The organism is Candidatus Defluviilinea gracilis, from assembly GCF_057138825.1.
The window spans coordinates 1-14,523 of record NZ_DBNHEF010000012.1 but is presented as its reverse complement, the minus strand read 5'-3'; the positions used below and the strand labels follow the sequence as shown (position 1 = coordinate 14,523).

At 54.6% G+C, this 14,523-nt stretch carries 13 protein-coding genes and 1 pseudogene; 11 read left to right on the top strand and 3 right to left on the bottom strand.

The window, feature by feature from the left end; genetic code table 11:
• The first annotated feature begins 363 nt into the window (after window positions 1-363).
• From phnD to rpe, 5 genes are all read left to right on the top strand, one after another.
• A complete protein-coding gene (phnD, locus tag AC16KF_RS01375) occupies window positions 364-1,461 on the top strand; it encodes a phosphate/phosphite/phosphonate ABC transporter substrate-binding protein (RefSeq protein ID WP_484035490.1) in 1,098 nt (365 codons plus the stop codon).
• Window positions 1,462-1,598: 137 nt separating this feature from the next.
• A complete protein-coding gene (gene phnC, locus AC16KF_RS01370; RefSeq protein ID WP_484035489.1) occupies window positions 1,599-2,351 on the top strand; it encodes a phosphonate ABC transporter ATP-binding protein in 753 nt (250 codons plus the stop codon).
• A gap of 3 nt (window positions 2,352-2,354) precedes the next feature.
• Window positions 2,355-4,193, top strand: a complete 1,839-nt coding sequence (locus AC16KF_RS01365) for an ABC transporter permease subunit (protein ID WP_484035488.1) — start codon at window positions 2,355-2,357, stop codon at window positions 4,191-4,193.
• 88 nt (window positions 4,194-4,281) lie between these two features.
• On the top strand, window positions 4,282-5,349 hold the full coding sequence (locus AC16KF_RS01360) for a protein kinase domain-containing protein (RefSeq protein ID WP_484035487.1): 1,068 nt from the start codon (window positions 4,282-4,284) through the stop codon (window positions 5,347-5,349).
• A gap of 144 nt (window positions 5,350-5,493) precedes the next feature.
• On the top strand, window positions 5,494-6,162 hold the full coding sequence (rpe, locus tag AC16KF_RS01355; protein ID WP_484035486.1) for a ribulose-phosphate 3-epimerase: 669 nt from the start codon (window positions 5,494-5,496) through the stop codon (window positions 6,160-6,162).
• Between the two features lie 105 nt (window positions 6,163-6,267).
• Here rpe and rpmB read toward each other — a convergent pair whose 3' ends face one another.
• The gene (gene rpmB, locus AC16KF_RS01350) at window positions 6,268-6,453 is read right to left on the bottom strand and encodes a 50S ribosomal protein L28 (protein WP_484035485.1); all 186 of its coding nucleotides are present in this window, start codon (window positions 6,451-6,453) and stop codon (window positions 6,268-6,270) included.
• Between the two features lie 190 nt (window positions 6,454-6,643).
• Here rpmB and AC16KF_RS01345 point away from each other — a divergent pair, with 190 nt between their 5' ends.
• From AC16KF_RS01345 to AC16KF_RS01335, 3 genes are all read left to right on the top strand, one after another.
• Window positions 6,644-7,000: an Asp23/Gls24 family envelope stress response protein gene (locus tag AC16KF_RS01345; RefSeq protein ID WP_484035484.1), complete on the top strand. Its 357-nt coding sequence runs from the start codon at window positions 6,644-6,646 to the stop codon at window positions 6,998-7,000.
• A gap of 103 nt (window positions 7,001-7,103) precedes the next feature.
• Window positions 7,104-8,771, top strand: a complete 1,668-nt coding sequence (locus AC16KF_RS01340) for a DAK2 domain-containing protein (RefSeq protein ID WP_484035483.1) — start codon at window positions 7,104-7,106, stop codon at window positions 8,769-8,771.
• Between the two features lie 119 nt (window positions 8,772-8,890).
• Window positions 8,891-9,871: a glycosyltransferase family 2 protein gene (locus tag AC16KF_RS01335; protein WP_484035482.1), complete on the top strand. Its 981-nt coding sequence runs from the start codon at window positions 8,891-8,893 to the stop codon at window positions 9,869-9,871.
• A 24-nt stretch (window positions 9,872-9,895) separates the two neighbouring features.
• Here the strand turns inward: AC16KF_RS01335 and AC16KF_RS01330 are convergent.
• Window positions 9,896-10,453, bottom strand: a pseudogene (locus AC16KF_RS01330) (DsbA family oxidoreductase); the annotation flags it as partial.
• A 227-nt stretch (window positions 10,454-10,680) separates the two neighbouring features.
• Between AC16KF_RS01330 and add the strand changes: the two are divergent.
• Both add and AC16KF_RS01320 read left to right on the top strand, forming a co-directional pair.
• The gene (gene add, locus AC16KF_RS01325) at window positions 10,681-11,694 is read left to right on the top strand and encodes an adenosine deaminase (RefSeq protein WP_484035481.1); all 1,014 of its coding nucleotides are present in this window, start codon (window positions 10,681-10,683) and stop codon (window positions 11,692-11,694) included.
• A 52-nt stretch (window positions 11,695-11,746) separates the two neighbouring features.
• Window positions 11,747-12,175, top strand: a complete 429-nt coding sequence (locus AC16KF_RS01320; RefSeq protein ID WP_484035480.1) for an NUDIX domain-containing protein — start codon at window positions 11,747-11,749, stop codon at window positions 12,173-12,175.
• A gap of 1 nt (window position 12,176) precedes the next feature.
• On the opposite strand, the gene AC16KF_RS01315 is transcribed toward AC16KF_RS01320, so the two are convergent.
• Window positions 12,177-13,607 (bottom strand): sensor domain-containing diguanylate cyclase, encoded by a 1,431-nt coding sequence (locus AC16KF_RS01315; RefSeq protein ID WP_484035479.1) that lies wholly within the window; start codon window positions 13,605-13,607, stop codon window positions 12,177-12,179.
• A gap of 80 nt (window positions 13,608-13,687) precedes the next feature.
• On the opposite strand from AC16KF_RS01315, the gene AC16KF_RS01310 reads away from it, so the two are divergent.
• Complete coding sequence (locus AC16KF_RS01310) at window positions 13,688-14,374, top strand: Type 1 glutamine amidotransferase-like domain-containing protein (RefSeq protein ID WP_484035478.1); 687 nt, start codon at window positions 13,688-13,690, stop codon at window positions 14,372-14,374.
• Window positions 14,375-14,523 lie beyond the last annotated feature (149 nt).

The window sequence follows — 14,523 nt, the reverse complement described above, 5'->3', positions numbered from 1 at the left end:
TTCACTACAGACAGGAAACCCTAACCACGGAGTCACGGAAACACGGAGAAAAACAATTAAAAAAACTCCGTGACTCGGTGACTCTGTGGTTTGTCTGTTGGATTATATACAACCTTTGAGCGCTCCCATTGCAACAGGCATGGCTTTTGCAAAGCCGGGAAAGCGTTAACCCGAATGGCGCAAACGAGCGAAGCGCGCGAATGTTTCCGAGAAGGTTTAGCGTGAATTCGAAATGAGTAGCGGACAAAAAATCCAAATGCGATCGCCCTAACCCAATCGGCACTTGTGTAAATCGTTTTCTGGTTGTATGATGCACGGTATGGGAAAAGCAATATCCCAACAATTTAATTAAGGAGAAGAAGAATGAAAAAGATGTACCTGTTTCTTTCCATGGTGACGGTCTTTGCGTTGGCGCTTTCCGCCTGCGCGCCCGCCACCCCGGTTGCCACCGAGCCGCCTGCTCCCACAGCGGTTCCGCCGACAGCCGTTCCGCCTACCGCGACCGAGGCGCCTCCCGCCATCGGTTCACCGGAACACCCGATCAAGGTCTTGTTCGTCCCCTCGGTGGATGCGAACGTGATCGTTACCGGCGGTGAAGTCATGGCGAATGCTTTGAAAGAAGCCACCGGGCTCACTTTTGAAGTGGTCGTTCCTACTTCGTATGCCGCCACGATCGAAGAAATGTGCGCCTCGCCTTCAGACACGATGGCGTTCATCCCCGCGTTTGGTTATGTGCTTGCCAATGACCTCTGCGGCGTGGATGTTGCCTTCAAGGCTGTGCGCCGCGGTTGGGGCGTGTATTGGACCATGCTCGTGGTTGCCCGCGACAGCGACATCGATTCCATCGATGACCTGAACGGCAAGAAGTTCGCCTTCCCCGATGCCGGTTCCACCTCCGGTTACCTCGTTCCTTCCGTCATGCTCAAAGAAGCGGGCGTGACGGTTGGTGAAGAACTCGAAGCCGGTGGTCACCCGCAGGCTGTCCGCGCTGTATACACCGGTGAAGCCGATTTCGCCGCCGCGTTCTACAGCCCCTGGGCGGCTCCTGAAGGCGCCACTCCGTGGGCGATCGGCGACGATCCTGAAGTGCCCGTCGATGTGAACTCTTGCGCGCTCAACGAAGACAAGAGCAAATTGCTCTGCGAAGGCTACCGCGTTCTCGATGCCCGCGCCAATATCCGCGAAGAGTTCCCCGATGTGATCTCCAAAGTGCGCATCCTGATGCTCTCCCCGGAAATCCCGAACGACACCATGTCCTTCGGGCCCGAGTTCCCCGCTGACGTGCGCGCCCAGATCGAAGCGGCTCTTCAGGCATTTGCCGAATCTGAAGCGTGGGGCACCTCGCTCGGTAGCGAAGACTTCTATGGCTGGTCTGGTATGCAACCCGCCGCCGATGCGGAATATGACTTCATCCGCAAGTTGGTGGTGGAATCTGGAACCACGATCGAATCGCTCCGCTAAAGAATAGCATCATCAAGAAATTCGAGCAGGGAATTTTCCCTGCTCGAATTGTCTTTATTAAAGTCTTTTTTCTTTTTATAATGGGGCAATGCAGATTGGTATGTTCATTATCAAACCATAGATTGCGAGAACCCACCATGCTCCAAGTAAAGAACCTGACAATGATATACGATGGGGGCGTCAAGGCGTTGGATGAAGTCACATTCGATGTGCCCAAGGGGCAATTCCTTGCCGTGATCGGTTTGAGCGGCTCGGGGAAATCCACACTATTGCGTTGCATCAATCGCCTGATCGACCCGACTGGCGGGCAGATCCTTTGGGGTGGCGAAGATATTACCGCCGCCAACCCGGAGGAGATGCGACGCATCCGCCGCAAGATCGGCATGGTCTTCCAACACTTCAATCTGGTGCATCGTTCCAAAGTGTTGACCAACGTGCTGGCAGGGCGGCTTGGGTATGTCAACCCGGCGTGGAGTCTCCTGAACCGCTTTCCAAAAGAAGATTTGGCAAAAGCGCTCCAACAACTCGAGCGCGTCGGCATTGCGGATAAGGCAGACCAGCGCGCCGATGAATTAAGCGGCGGTCAGCAACAACGCGTGGGAATCGCGCGCGCGCTCATGCAGGACCCCGAGATGATTCTTGCCGATGAACCGGTCGCCAGCCTCGACCCGGTCCTGGCGCATAGCATCATGAAGCATCTCGAAGAGATCAATAAAAATGACGGCGTGACCGTTTTGTGCAGTCTGCATTTCCTCGACCTTGTTCACCGCTATGCCGATCGCGTCATCGCCTTGAATCAAGGGAAACTTGTTTTCGAGGGACTGCCGAGCGAGATCGATGATAAAAAATTCAAAGATATCTATGGCCGCGACGCGGAAAGGGTGGGCTAAACCATGAAAAACAGCAACGATAAGAAAGCCACTCCCTGGAAATCTCTAGGCACGGGTCTTGCGGTTCTGGCGGGGTTGGTGGTGTATGCGTATGGCTTCCAGATCACCAAGATCGATCTCGAACAACTGCGCAGTGAACGGCGGCAAGAGAGCCTCGTGCGTGTGACGCGCGCGTTGGCTCAGCCGGATATTTTTGAGTATGAACAGGTTGCCGAAGCCTTTACTGCCCCCGTCTATGTGACTTGCCCGGCGGACGGCGGAATCGTCGAGGCGCCGGATACGTCGGGTCCGTACGTGACAGTCACCCCGTCCTGCGCGGAGCCGGGAGAAATGGTCACCGTGGAGGGTTTTAAATTCGTCCCCAATTCCAGCGGGCCGGTTCGCTTTGTGCCGGGGAGCGACCCAACCAATGTGGTGGAACTGGGCAACGATACCGCCACCACAGACGCCAATGGTAGTTTTTCGGTTGCGATCAAACTGCCGAAACGCCCCAGCGACGAGGTGCAATTCATTCGCGTTACCATGCGGCGAAATGTGGGCGCTCCCCAATTCACTCAAACCGCGCATGAAACATGGGATAAGATCATCGAGACGGTGTTCCTCGCTTTGCTCGCGACCACGCTTGGCACCATCCTTGCCATCCCGCTTAGTTTTATTGCCGCGCGCAACCTGATGAAATCGGTAAGAAGCCCGCTGACGAGTATTGCCTTGTCGCTGTTGGGCTGGCCCCTTGGAATTGCAGTCGGTTACCTGCTGGTGAATTGGGTTGGCGCGTTGAGCGCTCCCTTTGCGGAGAATCTTCCCGTCAACGCGCTTTTCGTGGCGCTCACCCCGATCCTTGCTTCCCTGGGATTACGCTGGGCTTTGCCCGAGGAAGAAATCTCCAAGCCGAATAAAACCACCCAAGTTATGCGCCTGATCGTCTTGTTTATTACGATATTGGTTGCATTTTACGGCTTGTTCCAGCTTGCCCACCTGGCAATCAACGTGGGTTTGTTAGGCATTGCCGGGCTCGGCTCGCTGGCATTTTTGGGAAACTTTCTGTTCCAACTTGGCGATATTATCGCGATCACAACTCCCGTGCTGGGGGGGCTGGCAACCGGCAGCGCGTTGAGCAGTTTTCTGGGACGGACGGGCCAGCGCGCCTCAGAAAAGCTGGCGCCCGGGGCGCTGCGTCTCCTCAATATTCTATTTGCCACCCTCGCCGGCGCCACGTTGTTCGGGTTGTTCGGATGGTTGGTTGAATGGTTGTACCAGATTGGTCAGTCTGCTTATGTGCTCTGGGGACCGCTCATGGTTGGAGGCTTACTCGGGTTGGCTATCGCGCTGATCACCAAGCCCAAGGATACGCTTTCCACCGGCATGGTCATCTACTATGTGACGCGCACGATCCTCAATGGCTTGCGGTCTGTCGAGGCGCTGGTGATGGCGATCGTGTTTGTGATCGCGGTGGGCATCGGTCCCTTTGCCGGTGTGATGGCGCTCGGCTTGCACACCATTGTCAGTCTTGCGAAACTTTATTCTGAACAAGTGGAAAGCATCCAACCCGGTCCGTTGGAGGCAATTCAAGCCACCGGCGCAAATCGCTTGCAGACCATCATCTATGCGGTGATCCCACAGATCGTGCCGCCGTATATTTCGTACACCATGTATCGTTGGGATATCAACGTGCGCATGTCCACCATCATCGGTTTTGTGGGCGGCGGCGGCATCGGCTTCCTGTTACAGCAGAACATTAACCTGCTCAACTACCGCGCCGCCAGCGCGCAGATGCTTGCCATCGCCATTGTGGTCGCCAGCATGGACTATATCTCCTCGGTGTTACGAGAAAAGTACGTTTAACGCTTTCGCTAAATAACGAATTCCAAACCAAGCCCTCGCAATTCGCGGGGGCTTTTGGTTGAATTCAAGATGATATAATCTTTTCATCATGGAATCCGGCGCGCTTCTCAACAAACGTTATCAACTGCTCGAGCAACTCGGCGCGGGCGGCATGTCCAACGTCTATCGCGCGCGCGACCTGATGCTCGAACGCAACATTGCCATTAAAGTGTTGCACGAGAAATACTCCCAGGACCCGGCGTTTCAGGAACGCTTCAAAATGGAAGCGCGCGCCGCGGCAAACCTTTCGCACCCCAACATCGTCACCGTCCACGATTTCGGCTTCGATTTCGGGCAGTTATACATCGTCATGGAATACATCCCCGGCAAGGATTTGAAGACCATCCTCCGCCAGCGCGGACGCTTCAGCGTCGAAGAGGGGATTCCCATCATGGTGCAAGCCTGCGCCGGCATCGGGTATGCCCACCGCGCCGGGCTGGTCCACTGCGACATCAAGCCGCACAACATGATCCTCACCCCCGACAACCGCCTCAAAGTGACAGACTTCGGTATCGCGCGCGCCCTTTCCACCATCCTGCCCGATGAACGCGCCGATGTGGTCTGGGGCTCGCCGCAATATTTTTCACCCGAGCAAGCCGTCGGCGAGCCGCCCTCCCCATCTTCTGATGTGTACTCGCTGGGCATTGTCTTATATGAAATCCTGACCGGCGCCCTGCCGTTCAACGCCCCCACCAGCGACGAACTCGCCCGCATGCACCTCGAAGACCAGCCCATCCCCATCAGCGAATACGTTCCCGATATTCCGCCCGCGCTCGAAGAGATCGTCATGAAAGTTTTATCGAAGGAACCGTCCGCGCGGTACCGCACTGCCGACCAACTTGGGCGCGTCCTGCTCAAATTCGGGACTCAACGCGAAGCGACTCCCGCGCCCGCCCTGGCGTTGACTCCCGAAGCCGTGACGACGTATCAACAACCCGAACCGATGCCAGCCTACGAGCCGGTTCCATCCACCCCTCGGCCTGCCTACCCGCCCTCGGCATCTTCCTCCTTTGAAGCGGATTGGGCAACCATTGGGCTTGCATTGCTCGCGCTCATTTCTGTGGGCGGCTTAATCCCGTTTTGGATTTACATTTACTTCATCTATAACCCGCGCTAGTGTTACCTCGTTGGTTGAGTAGTCCCGCGCGCAATTCGCGGGACGTATCGAAACCAACTAGTTTCAAAAGTAATTTTGTAATAAAAACTCTTCTGGATACTGGTGGTTTCGACTGCTTGCGTCTCAACCACCGAATTATTTTCTATGCCCAAACCCCTCCTCGCCCCCTCCATCCTTTCCGCAGACTTCACCCGCCTGGGCGAAGAACTCGCCGCCTGCGAATCTGCCAACGCCGATTGGATTCACATTGACGTGATGGACGGTCACTTCGTCCCCAACATCACGATGGGCCCGTTCATCGTCGAAGCCTGCAAGCGCGTCACGAAACTTCCGCTTGACGCGCATCTCATGATCGAAAAGCCCGAACGCCATTTGGAATCGTTTGCCAAAGCGGGCGCGAACAATATCACCGTTCACATTGAGGCTTGCCCGCATATTCATCGCACCATCCAACACATCCACTCGCTGGGATGCAGCGCCGGCGTCGCGTTGAACCCGGGCACCCCCGTCGGCGCGATCGAAGCGGTGTTGGGCGATGCCGATTTGTTTTTGGTGATGAGCGTGAACCCCGGTTACTCCGGTCAGAAATTTATTTCATCCACTGTGGCGAAGGTGAAAGAAGTTCGCAGAAAATTGGACGCGTTGAAATCCTCCGCGCGCATCGAAGTGGACGGCGGCATTGACGTGGAAACTCTCCCCAAAATGAAGAAAGCCGGGGCGGATGTTTTCGTCGCCGCGACGGCAGTCTTCAAACACCCGAAGGGGACGAAGGCGGGAATCAAAGCCTTGCAAGCGAAATTACGCGATACGTAGCACGCAGTACGAAGTACTGCTTACTTCGTACTGCGTATTGCGTAAGGAGCATTAAACAAAAAATCACGGCGTATTGCCGTGACTTTTATTGTGGGGAACAAATCCTTACGCGACAGACTTGCTCATCGCCTTGATGCACTTGGTGCATAACACCTTGCGCACCACGCGACCCTTTTCCATCACGATGGTCTTCTGGAGGTTGGGTTTGAAGGTGCGGTTGGTGGCGCGTTGTGAGAACGAGCGACTATGCCCGAAGGTGGTGGATTTTCCGCAGTTTGCGCACTTAGCCATGACGTACAGTTTCCTTTCCTTGCTATAATTCCGGTGTCTCTGCCCTTTTGAAGGCACGGCATTTTACCACGTGACTTAATGGCAGGCAAGATGTTAAAATAGAAACTGCATATGCTTCCTACGCCGTCCTCGGCGCAGGATTACCATAAAACGCCGCCGGGGACGGCGGCAGGAGCAGAATAAGAAAATCATGGGCGAAGATACGACATCCTTGGGCGGCATCCACATCTCACCGAACGCGGTGGCGACCATCGCCTGCCAAGCCACGCTCGAATCGTATGGCGTGGTGGGGCTGGCGGCGCGCAACCTCGCGGATGGATTGATGAAATCCATCACACGCGACCCTTCGCGCGGCATCACGGTCCGCTATAACGGCGAAGACCTGGATATCGAGATCCACATCATCATCGAATATGGCACGCGCATCAGCAGTGTGGCGGAGAGCGTGGCGAACACCGTCCGCTTTCATGTGGAGAAGGCGCTTGGCTTGAAAGTGAATTCGGTCAACGTCCACGTGGCGGGACTGCGCGTGAGCAACACCGACTAAGAGGAGACAATTTGCCGAAAGGCAGTCCGCTAATCCACGCTAATCTCCGCGAATAAAAAATATTCGTGTGCATTGCGCAGAGTAACGGATAGGAGAATCATTTATGACTGTGGATACCGAGCGCGTCGACAACTTGCGTAAAAAGACCATCAATGGACAATCCATGAAGCGGCTGGTGGAGGCGGGCATGATCTGGCTGCGCGTCAACCAGCAGACCGTCAACGCGCTGAACGTGTTCCCCGTCCCAGACGGCGACACCGGCACGAACATGACGTTGACCATGCAATCGGCATGGAACGAGATCAAAGATTCGGGTCATCGCAAGATCAGCGAGATGGCGGCGGGCGTGGCAAAAGGCGCGTTGATGGGCGCGCGCGGCAACTCGGGCGTGATCCTTTCGCAGATCTGGCGCGGGTTCGCGCGCGCGGTGCATGAACGCGAAACATTAGATGGCGAGTCGCTCGCCAAAGGATTCGCCGAAGCGCGCGATACCGCTTACAAAGGCGTGGTCAAGCCGGTGGAGGGGACGATCTTAACCGTCATACGCGGAGTGGCTGACGCAACTGAAGCAGCCCTCCAGTCGACGAGCGACGCGATCACCATCCTTGAAGTGGCGGTGAGAGCGGCAGACGAAGCCGTCCAGCGGACTCCCGATCTCCTGCCTCTTTTGAAACAAGCCGGTGTCGTCGATTCGGGCGGCAAAGGTTTGTTTTTTATTTTGGAGGGCATGCTGCGCCACGTGTACGGCGAGTCGCTTGAGGCGCCGTTGATGAGCGTGCAACCGATCTCGGCGATGAATTTGCAGGGCGCGCTCGAAGAAGTGGAAGAGGGGCAGGATTACGAAGTGGTCGTGGATTTTATGCCGCCCACAAATTTCGATCTGCAACAATTTTATGGGCGGCTCGAGGAGATGGGCACGTCCATTCAAGTGGGCGAGGGCGAGGGCATGTATCGCATGCACATCCACGTGCCGCTCGAAAAAAGATACGAGCCCATTGATTACATCATGGGGCTTGGCACGATCACCAAAGTGGCGATGGAAAATTTGCTCGCGCAGATGGACGATATTCAAAAAAGCAAAACGAGCGCGATCTCGTTCGCGCCGGTCGAGCCGGGGCAGATCGCGGTGGTGGTCGTTTCGCCGGGCGACGGGCTGAGCCGCATCTTCGCCAGCCTCGGCGCGGCGGCGGTCGTCAAAGGCGGGCAGACGATGAACCCCTCCACGCAGGATATTTTGAAATCGTTCGAAGACCTGCCCACCGACAAAGTGATCATCCTGCCGAACAACAAGAACATCGTCATGGCGGCGAATCAAGCCAGAGATGTGACGGTGAAACAGGTCGCGGTGGTGCCGACTCGTTCCGTTCCGCAGGGACTCACGGCGATGCTCTCGCTTCAACCCGACGGGGAGGTTGATTCGGTCGCGGAGAAAATGGTCAAAGCCCTAGCCGCCGTGCAGACCGGCGACATCACTGTCGCGGTGCGCAATGTGGAGATTGACGGCGTGAACGTGAAAGAGGGTCAAGTGATCGCGCTGCTCGACGGTAAATTGGTGGCTTCGTCAAATTCAGTGCAAGAGGCTGTCGCATTGTTCCTCGAAAAAGCGAACGCGGCGGAGCATGAACTCATCACATTTTATTCCGGGCAAGATATGCCCCGCGCCGAAGCCAACCGCATCGCCGATGCGATGCGCGAGAAATATCGCGAACAGGATATCGAAGTGCAAGAGGGCGGGCAGGAACATTATCAGTTTATTATTTCGGTTGAGTGATAGACTCTGTCAGAATTAATTGGGACGCAGATGAACGCAGAAAACGCAGATTTTTTCTTTAGATCAGCGTAAGTCAGCGTTTATCTGCGTCCAAAACGAGCTTTGCGGTTTTAATTTAAATGTCTCCCACCTTTGATTTTCAAAAATACAACATCGCCGCAGTGATTCCCTGCTACCGCGTGGAGCGGGAGATTCAAGCGGTGTTGCGCGCGCTTCCGAAATATATTCACCACATCATCGTGGTGGACGATGCCTCGCCTGATTCAACGTCGGAAATTGTGGCGGTGATCGCTAAAAAAGATAAACGCATCACGTTGATCCGTCATAATTCGAATCTCGGCGTGGGCGGCGCCATGTTGACGGGATTCCGCAAAGCCCTCGAACTCGGCGCGCAGGTCGTCGTCAAAGTGGACGGCGACGGGCAAATGGATACAACCAACCTGCCCGAATTGATCGCGCCGTTGATCCATGGTCAGGCGGATTACACAAAGGGGAATCGCTTCCGCGATTTTCAGTCTCTGCAACAAATGCCGTTGATCCGCCGCATCGGGAACATGGGACTGGGCTTCCTCTCCAAAGCCGCGACGGGCTATTGGAATCTCTTCGACCCCACGAATGGATTCGTCGCCATCCGTTCCGAAGTTTTGTCGCAACTTCCGTTGAAGGGGATTGATAAAAGTTATTACTTTGAAACTTCGATGCTGGCGAATCTGTATTTGCTCGGCGCGGTGGTGAAGGATGTTCCCATGCCCGCGCGGTATCGGAGCGAGGTCTCGAACATGCTCATCCATCGCATCCTGTTCCAATTCCCACTCAAATTATTCCGCACCTTAATCAAGCGCGTCCTTCTCAAGAACTTCATTTACGATTTCACAATGGGAAGCGTATATGTTTTGGTCGGAACCCCGCTATTCCTCTTCGGCTTGATCTTCGGCGTCGTCAAATGGATTCAATACGCGAGTCTCAACATCCCCGCGCCCACAGGGACGGTGATGCTCCCCACGCTTTCGGTCCTGCTGGGGATTCAATTCTTGCTCGCGGCAATCGAGAACGATCTGCGGTCTACGCCGAAAGAGCCGTTGTCGCCTCCGCTGGCGTAGCCGACGTTCTCTAACACCGGCGCATCAGTCTTTTTGATTCAATATCTGTTCCAGCGCGTCTTTGAAGACTTCATACGGTTGCGCTCCGACAATCGCGTAACGGTCATTGATGACATAGGTCGGCACGCCCGTCACGCCGATCTGATACGCCCAGCGGACTTTATCCACCACGTCTGCCGTGTATTTTTCGCTTCCCACGTCGTTCTGCATCTCGTCCGCGTTCAAGCCCGCTTCTTCTGCCGCGGAGTGAAGCGTCTCCCATTGACTTGGGTCACCTCCCTCGGCATACACTTTGCGAAAAAGTATTTTGTGAAATTCGTTCCCCTTGCCGTTCACGCGCGCGTATTCCGTCGCTTCGTGGGCGAGGCGCGTGTTGTAGACCCGGTCCGTTGAGCGGAATGGCATCCCATACTTTGCGGCGATGGAAGCCAGCCGTTCCTCCGAACCGTTGGCGCGGGCATGCTTCACGTGTTCGGGCAGGTCGCGTCCCTCGAGCGGCGTATCGAAATACAAATAGAACGGACGCCACTCCACGTCCACTTGATATTCTTCTTTCAACCTCTCGACCACACCCTGGCCGACATAACACCACGGTCAGATATAATCGGAGAAGATGGTTAGTTTGAAATCCATGCGTTTTCCTCGATGGTGAATTGTATTGCGCGATGTTAGACAGTTGTTCCCCGTTGTTTCTTACGGTGCTATTGTTTTTTACCACCAAGGTTACAAAGTACAAAGGAAAATCTATAGGTCTTAAGGTATCAAACCTTTGTGACCTTGGTGTACTTTGTGGTTAAAAGGGTTTACCCATGAAAAACTTCGACCCCAAATACAACTCCATTCTCAAAACTGAAATCCATATCCACCTCGAAGGCGCAATCCGCACGCAGACGATCATTGATATTGCCAAAGAGTACAAGTTGAAACTTCCCTCGTATGAAGCGGACGAGTTGGATAAGCATGTGAAGGTCTACGATCAACTGCGCGACTTGGAAACAGTCTTGAAGGCGTTCGGGATTTTCCAAAACAGCATCACCTCGCCAAAAATCGTCGAGCGGATCGCGTGGGAATTGTTCGAAGATTCGGCAAAGCAAAACATCAAACTCTTTGAAGTGCGCTTCTCGCCCGATTGGGCATTCAGCGGACACAACGTTGACTGGGACGCCTGTCTCGAAGGTCTGCTCCGCGCCAAAGCCCGCGCCGAAAAAGAATTCGACATGGCGATCTGCTACATCGCCATCACCTCGCGCAGTTTGGGACCCGGGTCGTGCGTCAAAACCGTGGACTGGGCGATTCGGCATAGGGAACACATTCCCGCGATTGATCTCGCCGACAGCGAACGCGATTTCCCGCTGCGCGAGTTTGTCCCCTCGATCATGAAAGCCAAAGAAGCGGGCTTGAAAGTCACCATCCACACCGGCGAGGATACGCCCGCCTCGTTCGTCAAAGAGACGATTGAACTCGCCAGCCCCGACCGCATCGGACATGGGATTCACGCAATCGAAGACATGCGGGTTGTGGAACTTATCAAGGAGCGCGGCATCACGCTCGAAGTCAACCCGTGGAGCAACTACCTCACCAATTCAGTCCGCGCGATTGAAGAGCATCCGCTCAAGAGATTATTCGACCTCGGCGTGAAAGTGACCATCAACTCCGACGATCCCGAAGTGTTGGAAACGAATCTCAACAACGAATACCGCATTGCCCATGAAGTTCTCGGCATGAGCATGGATGAGATCGCTGCGTGCAATCGCAACGCCTATGAAGCGTCGTTTATTCCTGAGGCTGAGAAAAAGAAAATTTGGGAAAGGTATTTTCACTAGCAATTGCTTCCGCCGCCGTCCTCGGCGGCGAGGACGCCGCCTGGAGCAAATAATGACCCGCGCTCGATTCCCCGTCACTGTGCATTTGTTTTTCTTCCGCGAGAATCAAATCTTGTTGTTGCGCCGATTCAACACGGGGTTTCGGGACGGCGAGTACAGCGTCCCTGCGGGGCATTTGGAAGGGGGAGAAACGGTGATGGAAGCCGCGGCGCGCGAAGGGGCGGAAGAAGCGGGTGTCAACATCCCATTAAATGGAATGACATTTTCCACTGTCCTGCATCGCATCGAAGGCGAAGAGCGGGTCGATTTCTTTGTCGTGATCAACCAATGGGATGGCGAACCGTTCAACGCTGAACCCGATAAGTGTGATGATCTGCGCTGGGTGGATGTGGACGCGCTACCGATGAGCATCATCCCCTATGTGAAGCAGGCGCTGGAGAATCATCAAAAGGGGATACCCTTCGACGAGTACAAACAATAATTCAAGCATCATCCCTGCGGCGGCGATGGTGGATGCCCTTGTTTTTGTACATCTCATCGTCTGCCAGGCTGATAAATTTCAACAGCGAATATCCCGCCGCGCTCGTGGACGCGCCGATGGATACGCTTAATTCGGGCTCGCGATAATATTTGTTGTTCATCACCACCAGAGACTCCACGCGTTCGATCATGCTCTTTGCTGTATGTTCGTCTGCGCCGGGCATGATGAGGATAAACTCGTCGCCGCCGATACGCGCGGCGATCGTTCCATTTTCGATGCTGGCTTTCAACACTTCGGCTGTGCGGCGGATCAATTTATCGCCAGCGCTGTGACCGAACGTGTCGTTTGCCATTTTCAGCCCGTTCAAATCCACGATGATGAAACTGATTGGATCCTTGCGGCTCGTTTCAAGGTCTTGCAGGGTCTCTTCGAAGAACGCACGGTTGTACAAGCCGGTCATCACATCGTGCGTGCCGAGGTAGCGCAGGTATTCCTCCGCTTTTTTCCGCGCGGTCACATCCTGCAACGCCACCAATACCCAATCGAAATCGTTTTCGTGCCCGGGCATCAACGTCCAATGCAGATGCACATTCACGGGTTCGCCCGTCAATGAATAATTGATTCCCTCGCGCTCGTAATAGGTTTTGCCGTCCCACATATCCACGAGTTCGTTTTTGAAATGCTCGCCCATGCTATCGCGAAAAACTTTGCCGAGGTTTGCGAGCAACGAGTCTTTGTCCATCGCCTCGAACAGGCTGAGCGTTTTGCGGTTCACGTCGAGGACGCGGATCATGCCCATGAAGCGGCGCACAGTTTGAGGGTCCGAGTTGAGATGCGTTCGCAGGTCCGTCACGCCTTGCGCGCGCAACGAGTCGAATTCCGTTTTGATCGCCGAGTAGTCCTCCTCCCACAACGAGATCGGCGCGTACTCGAACAAATTGTGGAATCGTTTTTCAGCCTGCTTCAACGCGGTGATATTTTCGATCGCCACCAGCACGCACTCCCACGTGGATTCGCATTCGGGCAAAATGCGCCAGTGCAAACGGATATCGAGCGCTTCGCCATCCAGCCGATAGTTGACGCCGTCGCCCGACCAGCTCAACTCGCCGTTCCACAACGCCATCAATTCCGAACGCCAATGCTCGCGCATCTCGTCGCGGAACATTTTGTCGAGATTGGCGAGCAATTCTTTTTCGGTCTTTGCTCCAAATAGATTCAACGTCTCGCGGTTGACATGCGTCACTTTGATCAGCCCAAGAGTTTTATCAATGTCTTCAGGATGTTCGTTTAGAAATATATCCAAATCGTTCACCCCGCTTGCGCGCAACTTGTCGAAAAATTTTTTTATCCCGCTGTAATCCTGCTCCCACAATGAAATGGGAGCCTGATCAAAGAGACTTTCAAAATGATCCCCAGCCTTTGGCTTTGGCATGGCATCTCTCCTTTTGATTGATTATACAGCGGGGCTATGCTTCGCTTGTGTACAATTCTGAAAGAAGATATGATGCTGTCATGGGATTTTTACTTTTGGAAGGCGGAGCGGAATTCGGCGGGCGGATGCGCGAACCAGACCTGCGCTCCATCGAACTCGCAGGCGGATTCGACGCCCCGCTTCGCATCGTCCCTGCGGCTGCCTCGCCCGACCGCAACCACCTCCGCGCGGGAGGCAACGGCGTCCGCTGGTTCGAGTCACTCGGCGCGCAGGATGTTGAATCACTGCCATTGATCGACAAACCCAGCGCGAACGATGATTCAATTGCAAAATCTCTGCGCGAGGCAAAGTTGATCTACCTGCTCGGCGGCTTCACGCATTATCTCGGTCAGACATTGAAAGATAGTTTGGCATGGAAGGCTTGCATCGAAGCATTTGAAAACGGCGCAGTCATCGCGGGTTCAAGCGCGGGCGCGATGGTGATGTGTGAGTTTTATTATGACCCGTACGAAGGGAAAATTCACGAGGGATTAAATCTGGTGGGCAATTCGCTCGTCTTGCCGCATCACAACACATTTGGTAAAGGCTGGGCATCCTCGCTCTTGAAACAGATTCCCCACGTCACATTGATCGGCATTGACGAGCAAACAGGCATGTTAAACGACGCCGAAAATGGAATGTGGAACGTCTACGGCGCGGGGGAGGTGACGTTGTATCGCGAAGATGGCGTGGAATCGTATGAAGCGGGAAAAACATTTTCGGTTTAGAATTCGCACGTAACGCGACATATTGAACATTAACAAATTACTCTGACATAAGGCCGGTATAGCGTAAGAGCGGTTCAGAACCGTGAGAGAAACGGTCGAGAAAAGCAAGGACCTGAAATCGCAATTGGTTCACTTGGTCTGCCCAGCGA